Annotated in this window: 14 protein-coding genes; 3 read left to right on the forward strand and 11 right to left on the reverse strand. The window is 32.6% G+C overall.

The window, feature by feature from the left end; translation table 11 throughout:
* Positions 1 to 68 precede the first annotated feature (68 nt).
* Together ACYX4H_RS03060 and ACYX4H_RS03065 are read left to right on the forward strand one after the other, a co-directional pair.
* On the forward strand, positions 69 to 806 hold the full coding sequence (locus ACYX4H_RS03060) for an MlaE family ABC transporter permease (RefSeq protein ID WP_475295704.1): 738 nt from the start codon (positions 69 to 71) through the stop codon (positions 804 to 806).
* Positions 806 to 1573 carry an ABC transporter ATP-binding protein gene (locus ACYX4H_RS03065; protein ID WP_475295705.1) on the forward strand — a complete coding sequence of 256 codons (768 nt, stop codon included), beginning with the start codon at positions 806 to 808 and terminating at the stop codon, positions 1571 to 1573. The genes ACYX4H_RS03060 and ACYX4H_RS03065 overlap by 1 nt, the downstream gene beginning before the upstream one ends.
* Before the next feature lie 12 nt (positions 1574 to 1585).
* Here the strand turns inward: ACYX4H_RS03065 and ACYX4H_RS03070 are convergent, their stop codons facing one another.
* The 11 genes from ACYX4H_RS03070 to rsgA form a co-directional block, all read right to left on the reverse strand.
* The gene (locus ACYX4H_RS03070; RefSeq protein ID WP_476237734.1) at positions 1586 to 3997 is read right to left on the reverse strand and encodes a glycoside hydrolase family 88 protein; all 2412 of its coding nucleotides are present in this window, start codon (positions 3995 to 3997) and stop codon (positions 1586 to 1588) included.
* Positions 3998 to 4099: 102 nt separating this feature from the next.
* Entirely contained in the window at positions 4100 to 5566 is a 1467-nt protein-coding gene (locus ACYX4H_RS03075) for a DUF389 domain-containing protein (protein WP_476237735.1), read from the reverse strand.
* Between the two features lie 6 nt (positions 5567 to 5572).
* Positions 5573 to 6652 (reverse strand): mannose-1-phosphate guanylyltransferase, encoded by a 1080-nt coding sequence (locus ACYX4H_RS03080; RefSeq protein WP_476237736.1) that lies wholly within the window; start codon positions 6650 to 6652, stop codon positions 5573 to 5575.
* Entirely contained in the window at positions 6645 to 7253 is a 609-nt protein-coding gene (locus tag ACYX4H_RS03085; RefSeq protein ID WP_475295709.1) for a SprT-like domain-containing protein, read from the reverse strand. Before ACYX4H_RS03085 ends, ACYX4H_RS03080 begins: the two co-directional genes overlap by 8 nt.
* Positions 7254 to 7356: 103 nt before the next feature.
* Positions 7357 to 8334: a polyprenyl synthetase family protein gene (locus tag ACYX4H_RS03090; protein ID WP_475295710.1), complete on the reverse strand. Its 978-nt coding sequence runs from the start codon at positions 8332 to 8334 to the stop codon at positions 7357 to 7359.
* Between the two features lie 114 nt (positions 8335 to 8448).
* Positions 8449 to 9492, reverse strand: coding sequence for a dual-specificity RNA methyltransferase RlmN (gene rlmN / locus ACYX4H_RS03095; RefSeq protein WP_475295711.1), 1044 nt, complete (start codon positions 9490 to 9492; stop codon positions 8449 to 8451).
* Between the two features lie 246 nt (positions 9493 to 9738).
* Entirely contained in the window at positions 9739 to 10788 is a 1050-nt protein-coding gene (gene queA, locus ACYX4H_RS03100) for a tRNA preQ1(34) S-adenosylmethionine ribosyltransferase-isomerase QueA (RefSeq protein WP_475295712.1), read from the reverse strand.
* A gap of 141 nt (positions 10789 to 10929) precedes the next feature.
* The gene (locus ACYX4H_RS03105; protein WP_476237737.1) at positions 10930 to 12156 is read right to left on the reverse strand and encodes a 3-phosphoshikimate 1-carboxyvinyltransferase; all 1227 of its coding nucleotides are present in this window, start codon (positions 12154 to 12156) and stop codon (positions 10930 to 10932) included.
* Positions 12157 to 12272: 116 nt separating this feature from the next.
* On the reverse strand, positions 12273 to 12599 hold the full coding sequence (locus ACYX4H_RS03110) for a nucleotide pyrophosphohydrolase (protein WP_476237738.1): 327 nt from the start codon (positions 12597 to 12599) through the stop codon (positions 12273 to 12275).
* 4 nt (positions 12600 to 12603) lie between these two features.
* On the reverse strand, positions 12604 to 13056 hold the full coding sequence (gene dtd, locus ACYX4H_RS03115; RefSeq protein ID WP_476237739.1) for a D-aminoacyl-tRNA deacylase: 453 nt from the start codon (positions 13054 to 13056) through the stop codon (positions 12604 to 12606).
* Entirely contained in the window at positions 13057 to 14007 is a 951-nt protein-coding gene (gene rsgA / locus ACYX4H_RS03120) for a ribosome small subunit-dependent GTPase A (protein ID WP_476237740.1), read from the reverse strand.
* Positions 14008 to 14223: 216 nt separating this feature from the next.
* Here rsgA and ACYX4H_RS03125 point away from each other — a divergent pair, with 216 nt between their 5' ends.
* Positions 14224 to 14676, forward strand: coding sequence for a hypothetical protein (locus ACYX4H_RS03125; protein WP_476237741.1), 453 nt, complete (start codon positions 14224 to 14226; stop codon positions 14674 to 14676).
* Positions 14677 to 14726 lie beyond the last annotated feature (50 nt).

The raw sequence follows: 14726 nt of genomic DNA on the forward strand, positions 1-14726 counted from the left end.
TAGCATTATTTAAAATTAAAGTTAAATACCACTAAGTTTTTTTTACTTTAGCAGTAACAAAATTTTCTATGAAATATCTTCATAACATTGGTTTATATTTTTTAATGATTGCAGAAATGTTTAAAAAGCCTACTAAATGGCCTGTTATGCGCTCATTAATACTTAAAGACATAGACGATTTGATAATAAACTCTCTGGGTATTATTGCTTTCATTTCGTTTTTTGTTGGCGGTGTAGTAACCATACAAACAGCTTTAAATATAGACAACCCTTTAATACCAAAATATTTGGTTGGTTTTGCCACAAGGCAATCGGTTATTTTAGAGTTTGCACCAACATTTACTTCTATAATTATGGCTGGTAAAGTAGGTTCTTTTATAACTTCCAGCATTGGCACTATGCGTGTTACAGAACAAATTGATGCCCTTGAAGTTATGGGTATAAACTCATTAAACTACTTAGTTTTCCCAAAAACAATTGCATTATTACTTTACCCTTTTGCCATTGCCATTGGTATGTTTTTAGGTATTTTAGGTGGTATGGCTGCCTGTGTTTTTGGTGGATATTCTACCTTAACAGATTATATAACCGGTATACAAACAGATTTTGAAACATTTCATGTAACCTATGCTTTTATAAAAACCTTTATGTTTGCATTTATTTTAGCAACAGTTCCTTCGTTTTACGGTTATTACATGAAAGGTGGCGCTTTAGAAGTTGGTAAAGCAAGTACTACGGCTTTTGTATGGACATCGGTAGTAATTATTCTTTTAAATTATATAATAACCGGAATGCTTTTAGGATAATGATAGAGGTAAAAAATTTACATAAATCGTTTGGTAACACCAAAATTTTAAAGGGTATTAACACCACTTTTGAAAAAGGAAAAACCAATCTTATAATTGGGCAAAGTGGCTCTGGTAAAACGGTATTTTTAAAGTGTTTATTAGGTTTATTTACTTATGAAGAAGGAAGCATTGCTTATGATGGTAAGATTTTTTCTAGTTTAACCGAAGACCAAAAACGCGATTTACGTGCCGAAATTGGTATGGTATTTCAAGGAAGTGCACTTTTTGATTCTATGACCATTGTTGAAAACGTCATGTTTCCGCTACAAATGTTTACCAAAATGAGCAAAAGCGAAATGGAAGACAGAGCAAATATTGTTTTAAAACGTGTTAACTTACCAGACGCCCATTATAAAATGCCAAGTGAAGCCTCTGGTGGAATGCAAAAGCGTGTTGCCATTGCACGTGCCATAGTTAACAACCCTAAGTATTTATTTTGTGATGAACCAAACTCTGGATTAGACCCAAAAACAGCCATTGTAATTGACAATTTAATACAAGAAATAACCGACGAGTACCAAATTGTAACAGTAATTAACTCACACGATATGAACTCGGTTATGGAAATTGGCGAAAAAATTGTGTTTTTAAGAAATGGATTAAAAGCCTGGGAAGGCTCCAATAAAACCATTTTTAAAACCGATAATGAATCTGTTACAGACTTTGTTTATTCTTCAAATTTATTTAAAAAAGTGCGTCAAATGTACTTAGAAGAAAATGCATAAATTAATTTATGTTTACTCTGGCTTTTCTAAAATTACACCTTGAACATTGGAGTTGTAATTCTCATAATCATACCACGGCCCATTAAGCCATAACAACACTTTATACCCTTGATTGCCAACTACTATGGGGCGAATATTTCTGTAATTAGAATTTGATGTTACTGCTTTCCATGAAATGGTATTAATATCGTCGTTTATACCAATATTTGCTTCATAAATTTCATGAACACCACCTAAATCTTTTCCTGTTGTAGGGTTTACATCTGTTGAAATATATACTTTTGAAGGGTTTTCTGGATCAAAAGCCATTAATCCGGTATAGCTACTTTCAACTTTATATAAATATTTACCGGCATAGGCTATTTCTCGATCATGCCATTTCTCACCGTCCCATGAAGCAATTCTATATCTATGGTCATCATCTTTTAAATACAAAGAGTATCCTATATGCGGATTATTTTTAGCATCGGTAGCCATAGCACATGTCCATGCACTATTGGGCACACTTTCTGTTACTATAGATTTCTTAAAGGTGTCACTTCCTTGATATAATTTTTCTCCTTCAGAAGTTCTTAAAGGTCCTTCTTTTAAATCTTTAATTTTAGAGCCATCAGCTTTATAAAATGCGCCGTTAGAATATTCGGCATAAAACAAATTATTACCATATTGCCTTGGGTGACCATCTGTATAAGAAATACCAATAGTATTTTCATCAACCTGAAAATATCGCGCATATGGACGTTGGTATCCTTTAATATCATTAGCTATAAAATGTGTGTATTCCCCCCATGTTTCTCCATGATTTTTAGACGTTACAAACGACGGATTAAACGTTTCTCCACTTCTAAAGAAATTATATAGCTTATCTTCATTCTTCAAGTAATATAAGTTCATGTAAGTAACACCATTTTTATGGTTATACTCATGTTGTATAGTACTTGTTTCTTCCCATTTTAAATAATTTGGAGCAGATGCTGTACTGTAATAATGTACCTTTTCATTACCGTGTTTTGCCCATACTGCAAGAACGCTGTTATCTGGTTTAATATATAATGCAGGTACGTTGTGGTCATCTCTTTGTAATTTTTCATGTAATACCAAGGTACTATCATTTTTTTCAGATTTTAAATCATACACACCTAATCTAACATCACCACTCTGCCCGCTTAAACCACCAATAAGCAATTTTCCGTTACTTATAACGGCTCTAGGATCTTGGTACCAGCACCAACCTCCATCTTCCATAAAGGTTTGGTATTGCGTATCTCTGGCTAAAGGGTGAAATTTATTAAGGTACTTATATAATTCTGAACCAGCCGCTAAAAAAGCGCCTATACCGTAAACCTCTGTATAATCTTTAAAACTTTCTCCTGGTGCAGCTCCAATAGGTTGCACATAACCAAGCATGCCTTCTTCATTTACACATTTAGCTAAAGCATTCCACGCCTTGAACAAAACGGGTTCATAAGTTGCTTTATCTAGTAAACCGTTGTTTATACCCCAAGCGATTCCGAATGCAAAGAATGATGTTCCGCTAGTTTCAACATTTTTATAAACATCTAAACCACCTAGCATTCCTGCAGACCATGTACCATCTTCTCGTTGGGTTTTAACTAATGTTTTGGCTATTTTTTTAAAAACATCTTCATAGAACGCTTTTCCTTCCCAGTTTTTTGGAAAATCGGGTATCATTAATGCTAAACCGCCAAAAACCCATCCGTTACCGCGCGACCAAAATATCTTGTTGCCATTCTTTTCTCTTTTATCAAAATAAGATTTATCTCTAAAAAACAATTGCTCTTCGGCATCCCAAAGTTCATTATACGTTTTATGGTATTGCTTATCCATGTATTGAAGATATGTGCTGTCTTTAGTTACTTTAGCCAATCTTGCCCAAACTGGTGGTGCCATAAAAAGAGCGTCACACCAATTCCAATGATAATTATTAGCTTTTTCACTTTTTAATATAGAATCAAATTGCTTTTTTATTGGTGCTATTTTTGCTGTTTTTCTAAACCTTAAATGTTGATGAAGGTTAAGATACATTTGCCCAACGGCATGATCATCTGCATGATACAAACGCTTGTAAAGTTGCCAATTATTTCTTTCTCCTAATTCTGCCAACCAGTTTATGTAATTTGGATAATTAGACACTTTGGTAAGCTCAAACATACCAGAATAAAGCGCAGCATTTGTCCAATCTAATTCATGATGTTTGTTTCTATTATGCCATTTCTTTCTATTTTCTGGTGAAGGAAGAGCTCTGTACTTGCCCATTTCTTCAAAAGTTTCAATTTGCCAATTGGCTACTTTTTCGGTAAGTTTTAAAACTTCTTTTTGATTGGGCGTTTTAATAGTTTCATGTTTCTTTTCGCAATTAAAACATAAAAAAAATGCCAATAAGTAAAATAGAAATTGTTTCATTGAGTAGTTTAGTTATAGTTGAAATAAAAATACAATCGATTGTATTTTTCAAAAATAAACATATAATTTATATCTAAAAAATATTTTTACCGTAGTATAGTTTTAATTAACCCTTTTGACCACTAAAGAATCTAAGTTTAATTTTTGTTTAAACCATTTTTCAAGCTTTGCTCTTTCGGCTTTTCGGGTAGCATCATTAGTGAGTGAATCAATCCATTTAACTTCAAAAACTGATATAGTATCAATTTTTTTAAAGTTAGATTTAATAACATTTGAAAATGAAATGCTCTCTATTTTTTCGTAGTTAATTTGTACTTCTTTAGTTAAATCATTAAAAGGAATACTATTTTTTTCAAATCTAGAAAGTTGTTTAACGCGCTCTTCAAGAAAGTTAATTTTTTCGTTTTGTGTAAGTAAATCTAAAGAATCTCTTGTGCGCAATTCTTCCATATACTCTAAATTATTAATATGTCTGTTTTTAACCTGATTTATATAGAGTTTTGTGTTACTAAGCGCGCTGTAATTAGATAACCTTTGTACTAAAATATCCTTTGTTCCATCTGGAATTTCATCTGTTCCAAAAGGAATTAATTCAATTATAGATTCTCCTTCAGGATCATAAGTAAAGGAAGCATTTTTTTGAATATAATTGGCGTTTGGCAGTGTTTTAAGTTCTGTATTTATATACTTATCTGCATCAATATTAAACATGCTTTCTTTATAAACACTCCAAAAGGTGAACGATGCCGGAATCATTACAATTATGGCAATTAATGAGGCTAATTGTGCTATACGTTTACGTTTTTTAGAGTTAGCATACTTAAGCATTGGAAAACGTAAAATTTTAAGCACTAAAAAGGTTGCAAGGGCAATAAAAATGGTATTTATTGTGAATAAATACATGGCTTGCCCAAAATACTCCCAGTTAGCTTTTGCCAAACCGTAACCTGCTGTACACAATGGTGGCATTAAAGCCGTTGCAATAGCAACACCAAAAATTACTGATGCAATTGTGCCTTTTTTGGTACGAGCAATTATTAATGCTGAACCACCAAAAAACGCAATTAAAACATCACGAATATCTGGTTTTACACGTCCTAAAAGTTCTGAAGTATCTTCACTTAAAGGAAAAAATCTAAAAAACAAAAACGCCGTTAGTAAACTTAAAACTATCATAATAGCTAAGTTTATTAACGAGCGTTTTAAAGTATCAATATCATTAATAGCAATAGAAAGCCCAACACCTAAAATTGGCCCCATAAGTGGCGAAATTAACATGGCACCAATTACCACTGCTGTTGAGTTGGCATTTAAACCAATAGAAGCCACAAAAATAGAACAGATTAAAATCCATGCTGTTGCTCCTTTAAAGGGTATATCTCCTTTTATGGCTGCAATGGTAGCATCTCTATCGGTATCATCTCTAAAATCCAATAGTTCACTAAAAAAGGTTTTTATACTTTTAAATAAACCTTGAGCATCTTTTTTTACAGCTTGTTTAGATTGCTCTACATTTTTTTGTGATTTCACCTCATCTTCAGTGAAATTGAATTTACTTTCTTCGCTCATAAAATTTTATCCGTATTGTTCTCCAAATGTGTCTTTTACCTTTTTAAGTACCTTTTTAATATCCTGTTCTTTTGCTTTTGGATAAATAAGTAACACATCTTCTTTATCTACAACAATATAATCATTTAAACCATCTACAACTACAATTTTATTGTTTTTGGTTCTAATCATATTTCCTTTAGCGTCTTCGGTTAAAGTTCGGGCATTTACAACGGCATTACCATTGTTGTTGGCGCCTAATTTATCGTATAAACTACCCCAAGTTCCTAAATCATTCCAATCAAATTCTGCGGCAATAACAAACACATTTTTAGATTTTTCCATGATGGCATAATCTACCGAAATGTTTTCTGCTAACGGATAATTTTCTTTAATAAAAGCCGCTTCATCGTTTGTATTATAAACCGGTATTCCTGTTTCAAAATGTTTATATAATTCAGGTTGATTTGTTTCAAAAGCCTTTACAACACTTTTTGCACTCCACATAAAAATACCAGCATTCCACAAGAAATTTCCTTGAGAAATAAACGATTTTGCAGTTTCATAATCTGGTTTTTCTCTAAATTGATTTACAGATTTTATGTCTTCGGAAGCATTTTTATCAAATTCAATATAACCATAGCCTGTATTTGGAAATGTTGGTTGTATACCAAGCGTCATTAACGCATCATTATTGGTACAATAATCAAATGCAGTTTGTACATTTTTGGCAAATGTAGTTTCATCTTCAATCCAATGGTCACTTGGTGCAACTATCATTACCGCATCAGGATTTTCTTTTTGAATTTTTAGTGATGCATATAAAATACATGGCGCAGTATTACGCATTGCGGGTTCTAAAACTACTTGGCGTTGTTTAACTTCGGGCAATTGCTGTAAAACCAAATCGTTATAACGCTCATTGGTTAAAATAAAAATGTTTTCTTTAGGGATTAAGCGCGATAACCTTTGAAATGTTTTTTGAATTAAGGTATCACCTGTACCTAACATATCGTGAAACTGCTTAGGGAATTCTTGTGTGCTTACCGGCCAAAACCTTGAGCCTACACCACCTGCCATTAATATGGCGTAATAATTTTTATTCATGGTTGTTTTGTATGAGTTCAACTTCTGTATTTGGGTTAAAAAGATACAACTTTCCTGTATTAATTTCTATACATTCATAACGTTTTGTACGTTTTTTCACTTTTTTAAAAATACGGCCATTGTATATTTTAAAAATACTATTTAAAGGTAACTCAAATACATATACTTTATCATTAGGCTCATTAAACTGTTTTAAAGCTAAGGCCAATTGCGTATCTGTATCGCTAGATGCTTTTGGATTTTTAAAATGATTAGCCAATAATGGCAATAAATTATTTGGAAATACTTGAGGGTTTAAAAATGGCAACATTAAATGCTTAAAAGTGTATTTCCATTCTTTACCGTGAGGTTTTATACGTGTTCCGTAGGCTTTATAGGCTTCAAAATGGGCTATTTCGTGTATTAGTGTAATTAAAAAACGATACTCGTTTAAGTTAGAATTTACGGTTATTTGATGTTTTCCATTAGGTAAAGACCTATAGTCTCCGTGGCGTGTTTTACGTTCGTTTTTAATTTTTACCACTAAATTATCATGAGCTAGCAATTGTTGTACTTGTGCCCATGCAGCCTGTGGGATAAAATTTTGTATAGAGGTTTGCATTGGTGTAAATTTAAAAGAAATATTACATGCAAAAAACAATTGGTTTTATGAATATTCTGGTTTTTGAAATATTAAAGAAGAAAATAAAAACGCTTTTGTTTTTTTACTTCTTCCTATCTATTACATAATTAACCATTAGTTTTAAAGAAGTTTTAAACTCTGAATCTGGATACTCATTTAACATAGATAAGGCCTCTTCTTGAAACGCTTTCATTTTATTAATGGCATACTCTAAACCGCCGTTATTTTTAACAAAATCAATTACTTGTTTAACACGTTTTGTGTCTTTGTTATGATTTTTTATAGAGTTAATTAACCAACGTTTATCTTTTTTTTCAGCATTATTAAGGGCGTAAATTAATGGTAAAGTCATTTTTTGCTCTTTAATATCAATGCCTGTTGGTTTACCTATGGCGGTATCACCATAATCAAATAAATCATCTTTAATTTGAAAAGCCATACCTATAAGCTCTCCAAACTTGCGCATTTTTTCAACATGCAGAGAATCTGGTTTTACTGAGGCCGCCCCCAAGCTACAACAAGCAGCAATTAAAGTGGCTGTTTTTTGCCTAATAATTTCATAATATACCTCTTCAGTAATATCTAATTTTCTGGCTTTTTCTATTTGAAGTAACTCACCTTCACTCATTTCTCGTACAGCCACCGAAATTATTTTAAGCAAATCAAAATCGTTATTATCAATAGAAAGTAATAACCCTTTTGACAATAGAAAATCGCCTATTAAAACCGCTATTTTATTTTTCCAAAGCGCATTTACTGAGAAGAATCCGCGTCTTTGATTACTATCATCAACAACATCATCATGCACCAAAGTTGCTGTATGAATAAGCTCTATAACCGATGCACCACGATAGGTGCGCTCTCTAACATCGCCACCAGATACCATTTTAGCCACCAAAAACACAAACATTGGGCGCATTTGTTTACCTTTTCGGTTAACAATATAATGTGTAATTCTGTTTAACAACGCCACCTTACTAGACATTGAAAGCTGAAACTTTTGTTCAAAAAGTTCCATTTCAAAAGCTATGGGTTGTTTAATTTGCTCTACTATTTTCAATGTGTGGTTTTTGAGAGTTTACAAAGATAGCACTTCAATTGTACTTATAATTATTTTTAATAGCATTTTATAAATGTGGCTTTTCATATTTATTTTAACTTAATAAATAAAAAACTATTTGCTTTTATTTGCTAATTGCCCGCAAGCAGCATCAATATCTTTACCACGGCTACGGCGTACAGTTACCGTTATATTATTGGCCTCTAATACATTTTGGTACATATTTAATGCTTCTGGATTTGCTTGTTGAAATGCGCCATCATCTATAGGGTTGTATTCTATTAAATTTACTTTACTTGGTGCAAACTTACAGAAGTTAACTAGTGCATCAACATCTTTTTGTTTATCATTAATACCGCGCCAAACCACATACTCATAGGTTATGCGGTTTTTTGTTTTTGCGTACCAATATTCTAAAGCCTCTCTTAAATCTTTTAAAGGAAAATTTTCATTAAATGGCATTATTGAAGAGCGTACCTCATCTATTGCAGAGTGTAGTGATACGGCTAGTTTAAATTTAACATCGTCATCGGCCATTTTTTTTATCATTTTTGGCACGCCCGATGTTGATACTACAATACGCTTTGGAGACATGGCCAACCCTTCGGGTGATGTTATTTTATCTATGGCTTTTAATACGTTATTGTAGTTCATTAGTGGCTCGCCCATACCCATAAACACAATATTACTTAATGGCCTGTTGTGGTATAACCTGCTTTCTTTGTCTATGGCTACTACTTGATCATAAATTTCATCGGGGTTTAAATTACGCATGCGTTTTAGGCGTGCGGTGGCGCAGAATTTACAGTCTAAACTACAGCCTACCTGACTTGATACGCAGGCGGTTGTTCTGGTTTTTGTGGGTATTAAAACAGATTCAACCACCAAACCATCGTGCAGGCGTATGGCATTTTTTATGGTACCATCATTGCTGCGCTGCATGGTATCTACCTCTACATGGTTTATTACAAAGTTACTTTCTAGCATTTGGCGTGTTTGTAGTGATATGTTTGTCATATCATCAAAAGTATGTGCGGCTTTTTGCCACAACCACTCATATACTTGATTGCCACGAAATGCTTTATCACCTTGTTTTACAAAAAAATCTCTTAATTGTTCTTTTGTTAGCGCGCGTATGTCTGTTTTTTTTTCTGCCATAAGTTTTGCAAAAATAGTGAAAGGAATGTGTAAATGCGAGTTTTGGTTTTAGAATTACGTTGGGTTTGCATTAGGGATTGAGGCATTTGTTGAAGCTCTTTTTGTGTTGTTGCGCCTATGCAACACAAAAAAGCGACTGCCGAAAGCCCGACCTTTATACTGAACTCTTTTCAGGATAAAGGTAATGCCCAAATAAAAAGCCCCGATAAAACGAGGCTTTTAATATATGTTTTTTAGTATGCTAGACTAGATGATTAACATAGCATCACCGTAACTGTAGAATTTGTATTTTTCTTTTACGGCTTCTTCATAGGCTTTCATTACAAAATCATGACCTGCAAAGGCAGACACCATCATTAATAATGTTGATTTTGGTGTGTGAAAATTGGTAATCATTGAATCTGCAATACTGAAATCATAGGGTGGAAAAATGAATTTATTTGTCCAACCGTCCATTTCGTTTAATAAACCGTTTGAAGATACTGAGCTTTCAATGGTTCTCATGGCTGTTGTACCAACTGCACATACACGTTTTTTGTTTTTAATGGCTGTATTAACTGTATCTGCTGCTATTTTATCAATGATAATTTCTTCGCTATCCATTTTGTGTTTAGATAAATCTTCAACTTCAACTGGGTTAAAGGTTCCTAAACCTACGTGTAATGTTACTTCGGCAAAGTTTACGCCTTTTATTTCTAAACGTTTTAATAGGTGTTTTGAAAAGTGCAACCCTGCTGTTGGTGCTGCTACAGCGCCTTCGTTTTTGGCGTAAATGGTTTGGTAACGGTCTTCATCTTCTGGTTCTACCTCTCGTTTTATGTACTTTGGCAGTGGTGTTTCTCCTAATTCTTGTAGTTTTCTGCGGAACTCTGAGTATGACCCGTCATATAAAAAACGTAGTGTTCTACCGCGTGATGTTGTGTTATCTATAACCTCGGCAACTAAGGTATCATCATCACCAAAATATAGTTTATTACCTATTCTAATTTTACGTGCTGGATCTACTAAAACATCCCAAAGGCGTTGTTCTTCGTTTAATTCTCTTAATAAGAATACTTCAATTCTTGCCCCGGTTTTTTCTTTATTTCCGTATAGTCTTGCAGGAAATACTTTGGTGTTGTTTAGTATTAGTACATCATCTTCATCAAAATAATCTATAATATCTTTAAACAGTTTGTGTTCTATGGTTTGTTCTTTTCTGTTTAAAACCATTAAACGTGCTTCATCTCTGTTTTCTGATGGGTACTCTGCTAAAAGTTCATTTGGCAAGTCAAAACCGAAGTTAGATAATTTCATTTACTCTTATTTTAGTTATTTTACTTTAGTTTCTTAAAAAAAAAGAAACCAGCACAAAGCAACGTATTACTTTATGTTATTATTTTTCACAAAGTTGCAAATATACAATCTGCGAATAGGGGTTGTCAAGTATTTAGGTAATTATTTAGTATCTATTTTAAAACCAATAGTTTTTAGGTCTTCCCAAAAGGTTGGATAACTTTTTGAAACCACCATGGCATCTTCAATTATAACGGGCGCTTTTAAAGCCACAGGTGCAAATGCCATTGCCATTCTATGATCATTATATGTAGCTATTGATACCATTTCATTTATTGCTGTAGCTGCTTTTAAATGCAATGATTTGTTGGTTATTTCAACATTGCCTCCTAATTTTTCAATCTCTGTTTTTAAAGCAACTAACCTATCGGTTTCTTTAATTTTTAGGGTATGAAGCCCTGTTAAATTACATGAAACACCCAAAACAAAACAGGTTACTGCAATGGTTTGTGCAATATCTGGAGCATTTTTTAAATCTAAATCTAATGGCGCTACATTTAATCTTACTTTTTTGAGTGTTATTGTGTTTTCACCAAAGGTAGTTTCTACTCCAAAATGTTTATAAATTTTCACTAATGCAGAGTCTCCTTGTAATGATGTTTCTTTATATGCTGAAAGCGTAATTTCTGTACCAATTGCGCTTATTGCAACTATACTGAAGTAGTATGATGCCGAGGACCAATCTGACTCTACTGTTAAGGTTGCTTCCTTTTGATTGTTTGCTGAAGGTTTAACCGTTATAACGTTTTCATTAAATGAGGTTTCAATACCAATTTGATCTAACAGGCTCAATGTCATTTTAATGTAAGGTACTGATGTAATTTCGCCTTGTAAGGTAAGCTCTAAACCATTTTCTAATTTTGAAGCTATTAGTAATAATGCAGAAATATATTGGCTGCTAACATTTGCTGCTAATGATACTTTGCTTTTGGTTATTTTTTTTCCGGTTATTTTTAATGGCGGAAACCCTTCATTCTCAACATAAGTTATATCTGCACCTAAAGTTTTTAAAGCTTCAACTAATACTTTTATTGGGCGTTCTTTCATACGTTTAGAGCCCGTAAGTTTTACTTCTCTGCCTTCTTGAATTGAAAAATAAGCTGTTAAAAAACGCATAGCAGTACCTGCATGATGAATATCTACTATGTTTGATGATGTAGTTAATGCGTTAGTCATTAAATTACTATCATCAGAATTTGAAACATTTTCTAAATTAAAAACCGGATATAAAGCTTTTAATAATAGTAACCTGTTTGATTCACTTTTAGACCCTGTTATTTTTACTGAAGATTTTTGAAGTACTTCAGATTTTTGAAGCGTAATTTGCATGCTAATTGTGGTTTGTTATAACAAGCGTCAAATTTACTTTTTAATACAGATTAATACTATGAATTTACGTGTTTTTTTTAGAAGTTTTTATGTTGAAATGTGTATTTATTGAGGCTTTATTTCAATTTTTGGTTGTTGTGATGCCTATCATGGTCTCGTTTGGCTTTTTTATCCATACGTTTATCAAAAGCAGCCTGCAAATCTGTATCTGTTTGGTTTGCTAAGCATAGTAACACGAATAACACATCGGCTAATTCTTCACCTAAATCTTTATTTTTATCGCTTTCTTTTTCGCTTTGTTCACCATAGCGGCGTGCTATAATACGAGCAACTTCACCAACTTCTTCGGTTAATTGCGCCATATTTGTTAGTTCATTAAAATAGCGCACACCGTGTTCTTTAATCCAGATATCTACTTCTTTTTGAGCGTTTTTTATGTTCATTATGTTATGCTTTATTTTTAGAATCTATAATTATAGTTACAGGGCCATCATTTACTAATGCAACTTTCATATCTGCACCAAATTGCCCTGTTTGTATGGTTTTACCAAAATCTGCTTGCAATTGTTTTATAAAGTCTTCATACAAAGGTATGGCAATATCTGGTTTTGCAGCTTCAATGTAACTTGGCCTATTTCCTTTTTTGGTTAATGCGTGCAACGTAAACTGGCTTACAACTATAATGTTACCGTTTATATTTTTTACACTGTTGTTCATCACGCCATTTGCGTCTTCAAAAATACGAAGGTTTACTATTTTATTACTTAACCATTTTATATCCTCTTGAGTATCATTATTAACAATACCTAGCAGAATTAATAACCCGGTTTCAATATTTGCAACGTTTTCGTTATTTATGGTAACACTTGCTTGCGAGACTCTTTGTATTACTATTTTCATTTAATCTTTATCCCAATTATCAGTTCGGTAATGTTCATCTTCGCCTTCAAGAATTTGCAAATAACTTCTGTATCTAGAAAAGGCTATTTCATCATTATCTAAAGCGTCTTTTACGGCGCATTTAGGCTCTTTAACATGTAAACAATTATTGAATTTGCAATCTTGTTTTAGTGCAAAAATTTCCGGAAAGTAATCGCCAACTTCTTCTTTATCCATATCAACTACACCAAAACCTTTTATACCTGGTGTATCAATAATTTTTCCTCCAAAATCTGTATCATACATTTCGGCAAACGTAGTTGTGTGTTGCCCCTGCATGTGCAAATTTGAAATTTCTTTGGTTTTTAAATTTAAATCTGGCTGAATAGCATTTACTAGTGTAGATTTACCAACACCTGAGTGCCCCGAAAACATACTAACCTTATCTTTCATTAAGGCTTTAATTTTATCTACATTTTTACCAGTTTTGGCTGAAACCCCTATGCACTCATAACCAATTTTTCGGTATATGTGTGCTAAATATTTAACTTCAAGTAATGTATCATCATCATACGCATCAATTTTATTAAATATTAAAACGGTTTTTATTGAATAAGCTTCGGCAGTTACCAAAAAACGATCTATAAAACTTGTTAAAGTTGGCGGATTATTAATGGTTATAAGAAGAAAAACCTGATCTAAATTAGCCGCAATAATATGTGTTTGCTTTGATAGGTTAACAGATTTTCTAACAATATAATTAGCCCTGTCATGAATATTAAATATAACACCAGATTCTAAATTATTAGCTTCTTCTAGCTCAAAATCTACCATATCACCAACAGCAATAGGGTTTGTACTTTTTATACCTTTAATGCGAAATTTGCCCTTAATTCTGCATTGATAGGTTTCACCTAATTGATTTTTTACGGTGTACCAACTTCCGGTAGATTTATAAACGCGTCCTGTCATTAATTTAATTGTTTTACAAAACTAACAATATTTAAATTGATTAATGCTACAGTTAAATTGCTTTTTTATAATTGAAAAAAATAATTAATTTATGCAACCTTTAAAAAAATGATTTGTCTTTATAAGAAAGCTATTAAATTATTTAAGTTAAAATAACATTTAACTTGATTGTATTTTTTTATTTAGCTTTATTGTTTAATAACAAACATCAACAACATGAAAAAATTAATTTTAAGTATTGCTATTGCCGTTTTAGGCTTAGCCGAAATGAATGCTCAAGTAGAGTACAAAGTAGTTACAAGTGTAGAGTCTATTGTACCTAACGGATTGGGGCGTTCTAGAATTATTAGTGCCAATGACACTAAAGATTACAAAGAGTTCACCTCTACACAAACCGAAGAAGATAACACCCGTAACAAATCTAAACGTGGTGATATTAGGGTAAAAGGCTTTGATGAAACTAAGCTTTTAAATTTTTACAACTTAGGTGGTATTAGGTTTCAAAACATTGCTGCAAATGATGCTATTATAGAATCTAAAATAAATACAATGATAGAAGAAGGCTGGGAACTTGCTTTTGTAACAAGTGCTGTTGAAAGTGAAGGTGGTAAAGGCGATGGCCAAGGTATTTTTATAACCAGATATCTTTTTAAAAGACCAAAACAATAAAACATAAAAAGCCTCACAAATGTGAGGCTTTTTTATATTTAATAAACTAT

The sequence above is a fragment of the Seonamhaeicola sp. ABD4_340 genome, from assembly GCF_056312135.1.

Excerpts from the sequence above, each read along its gene's own strand:
- ACYX4H_RS03065 (WP_475295705.1), top strand. The coding sequence starts at position 806 with ATGATAGAGGTAAAAAATTTACATAAATCGTTTGGTAACACCAAAATT.
- rlmN (WP_475295711.1), bottom strand. The coding sequence starts at position 9,492 with ATGGCAGAAAAAAAAACAGACATACGCGCGCTAACAAAAGAACAATTA.
- queA (WP_475295712.1), bottom strand. The coding sequence starts at position 10,788 with ATGAAATTATCTAACTTCGGTTTTGACTTGCCAAATGAACTTTTAGCA.
- ACYX4H_RS03125 (WP_476237741.1), top strand. The coding sequence starts at position 14,224 with ATGAAAAAATTAATTTTAAGTATTGCTATTGCCGTTTTAGGCTTAGCC.
- ACYX4H_RS03085 (WP_475295709.1), bottom strand. The coding sequence starts at position 7,253 with ATGCAAACCTCTATACAAAATTTTATCCCACAGGCTGCATGGGCACAA.
- ACYX4H_RS03110 (WP_476237738.1), bottom strand. The coding sequence starts at position 12,599 with ATGAACATAAAAAACGCTCAAAAAGAAGTAGATATCTGGATTAAAGAA.
- dtd (WP_476237739.1), bottom strand. The coding sequence starts at position 13,056 with ATGAAAATAGTAATACAAAGAGTCTCGCAAGCAAGTGTTACCATAAAT.
- ACYX4H_RS03105 (WP_476237737.1), bottom strand. The coding sequence starts at position 12,156 with ATGCAAATTACGCTTCAAAAATCTGAAGTACTTCAAAAATCTTCAGTA.
- ACYX4H_RS03075 (WP_476237735.1), bottom strand. The coding sequence starts at position 5,566 with ATGAGCGAAGAAAGTAAATTCAATTTCACTGAAGATGAGGTGAAATCA.
- ACYX4H_RS03080 (WP_476237736.1), bottom strand. The coding sequence starts at position 6,652 with ATGAATAAAAATTATTACGCCATATTAATGGCAGGTGGTGTAGGCTCA.
- ACYX4H_RS03070 (WP_476237734.1), bottom strand. The coding sequence starts at position 3,997 with ATGAAACAATTTCTATTTTACTTATTGGCATTTTTTTTATGTTTTAAT.
- ACYX4H_RS03060 (WP_475295704.1), top strand. The coding sequence starts at position 69 with ATGAAATATCTTCATAACATTGGTTTATATTTTTTAATGATTGCAGAA.
- rsgA (WP_476237740.1), bottom strand. The coding sequence starts at position 14,007 with ATGACAGGACGCGTTTATAAATCTACCGGAAGTTGGTACACCGTAAAA.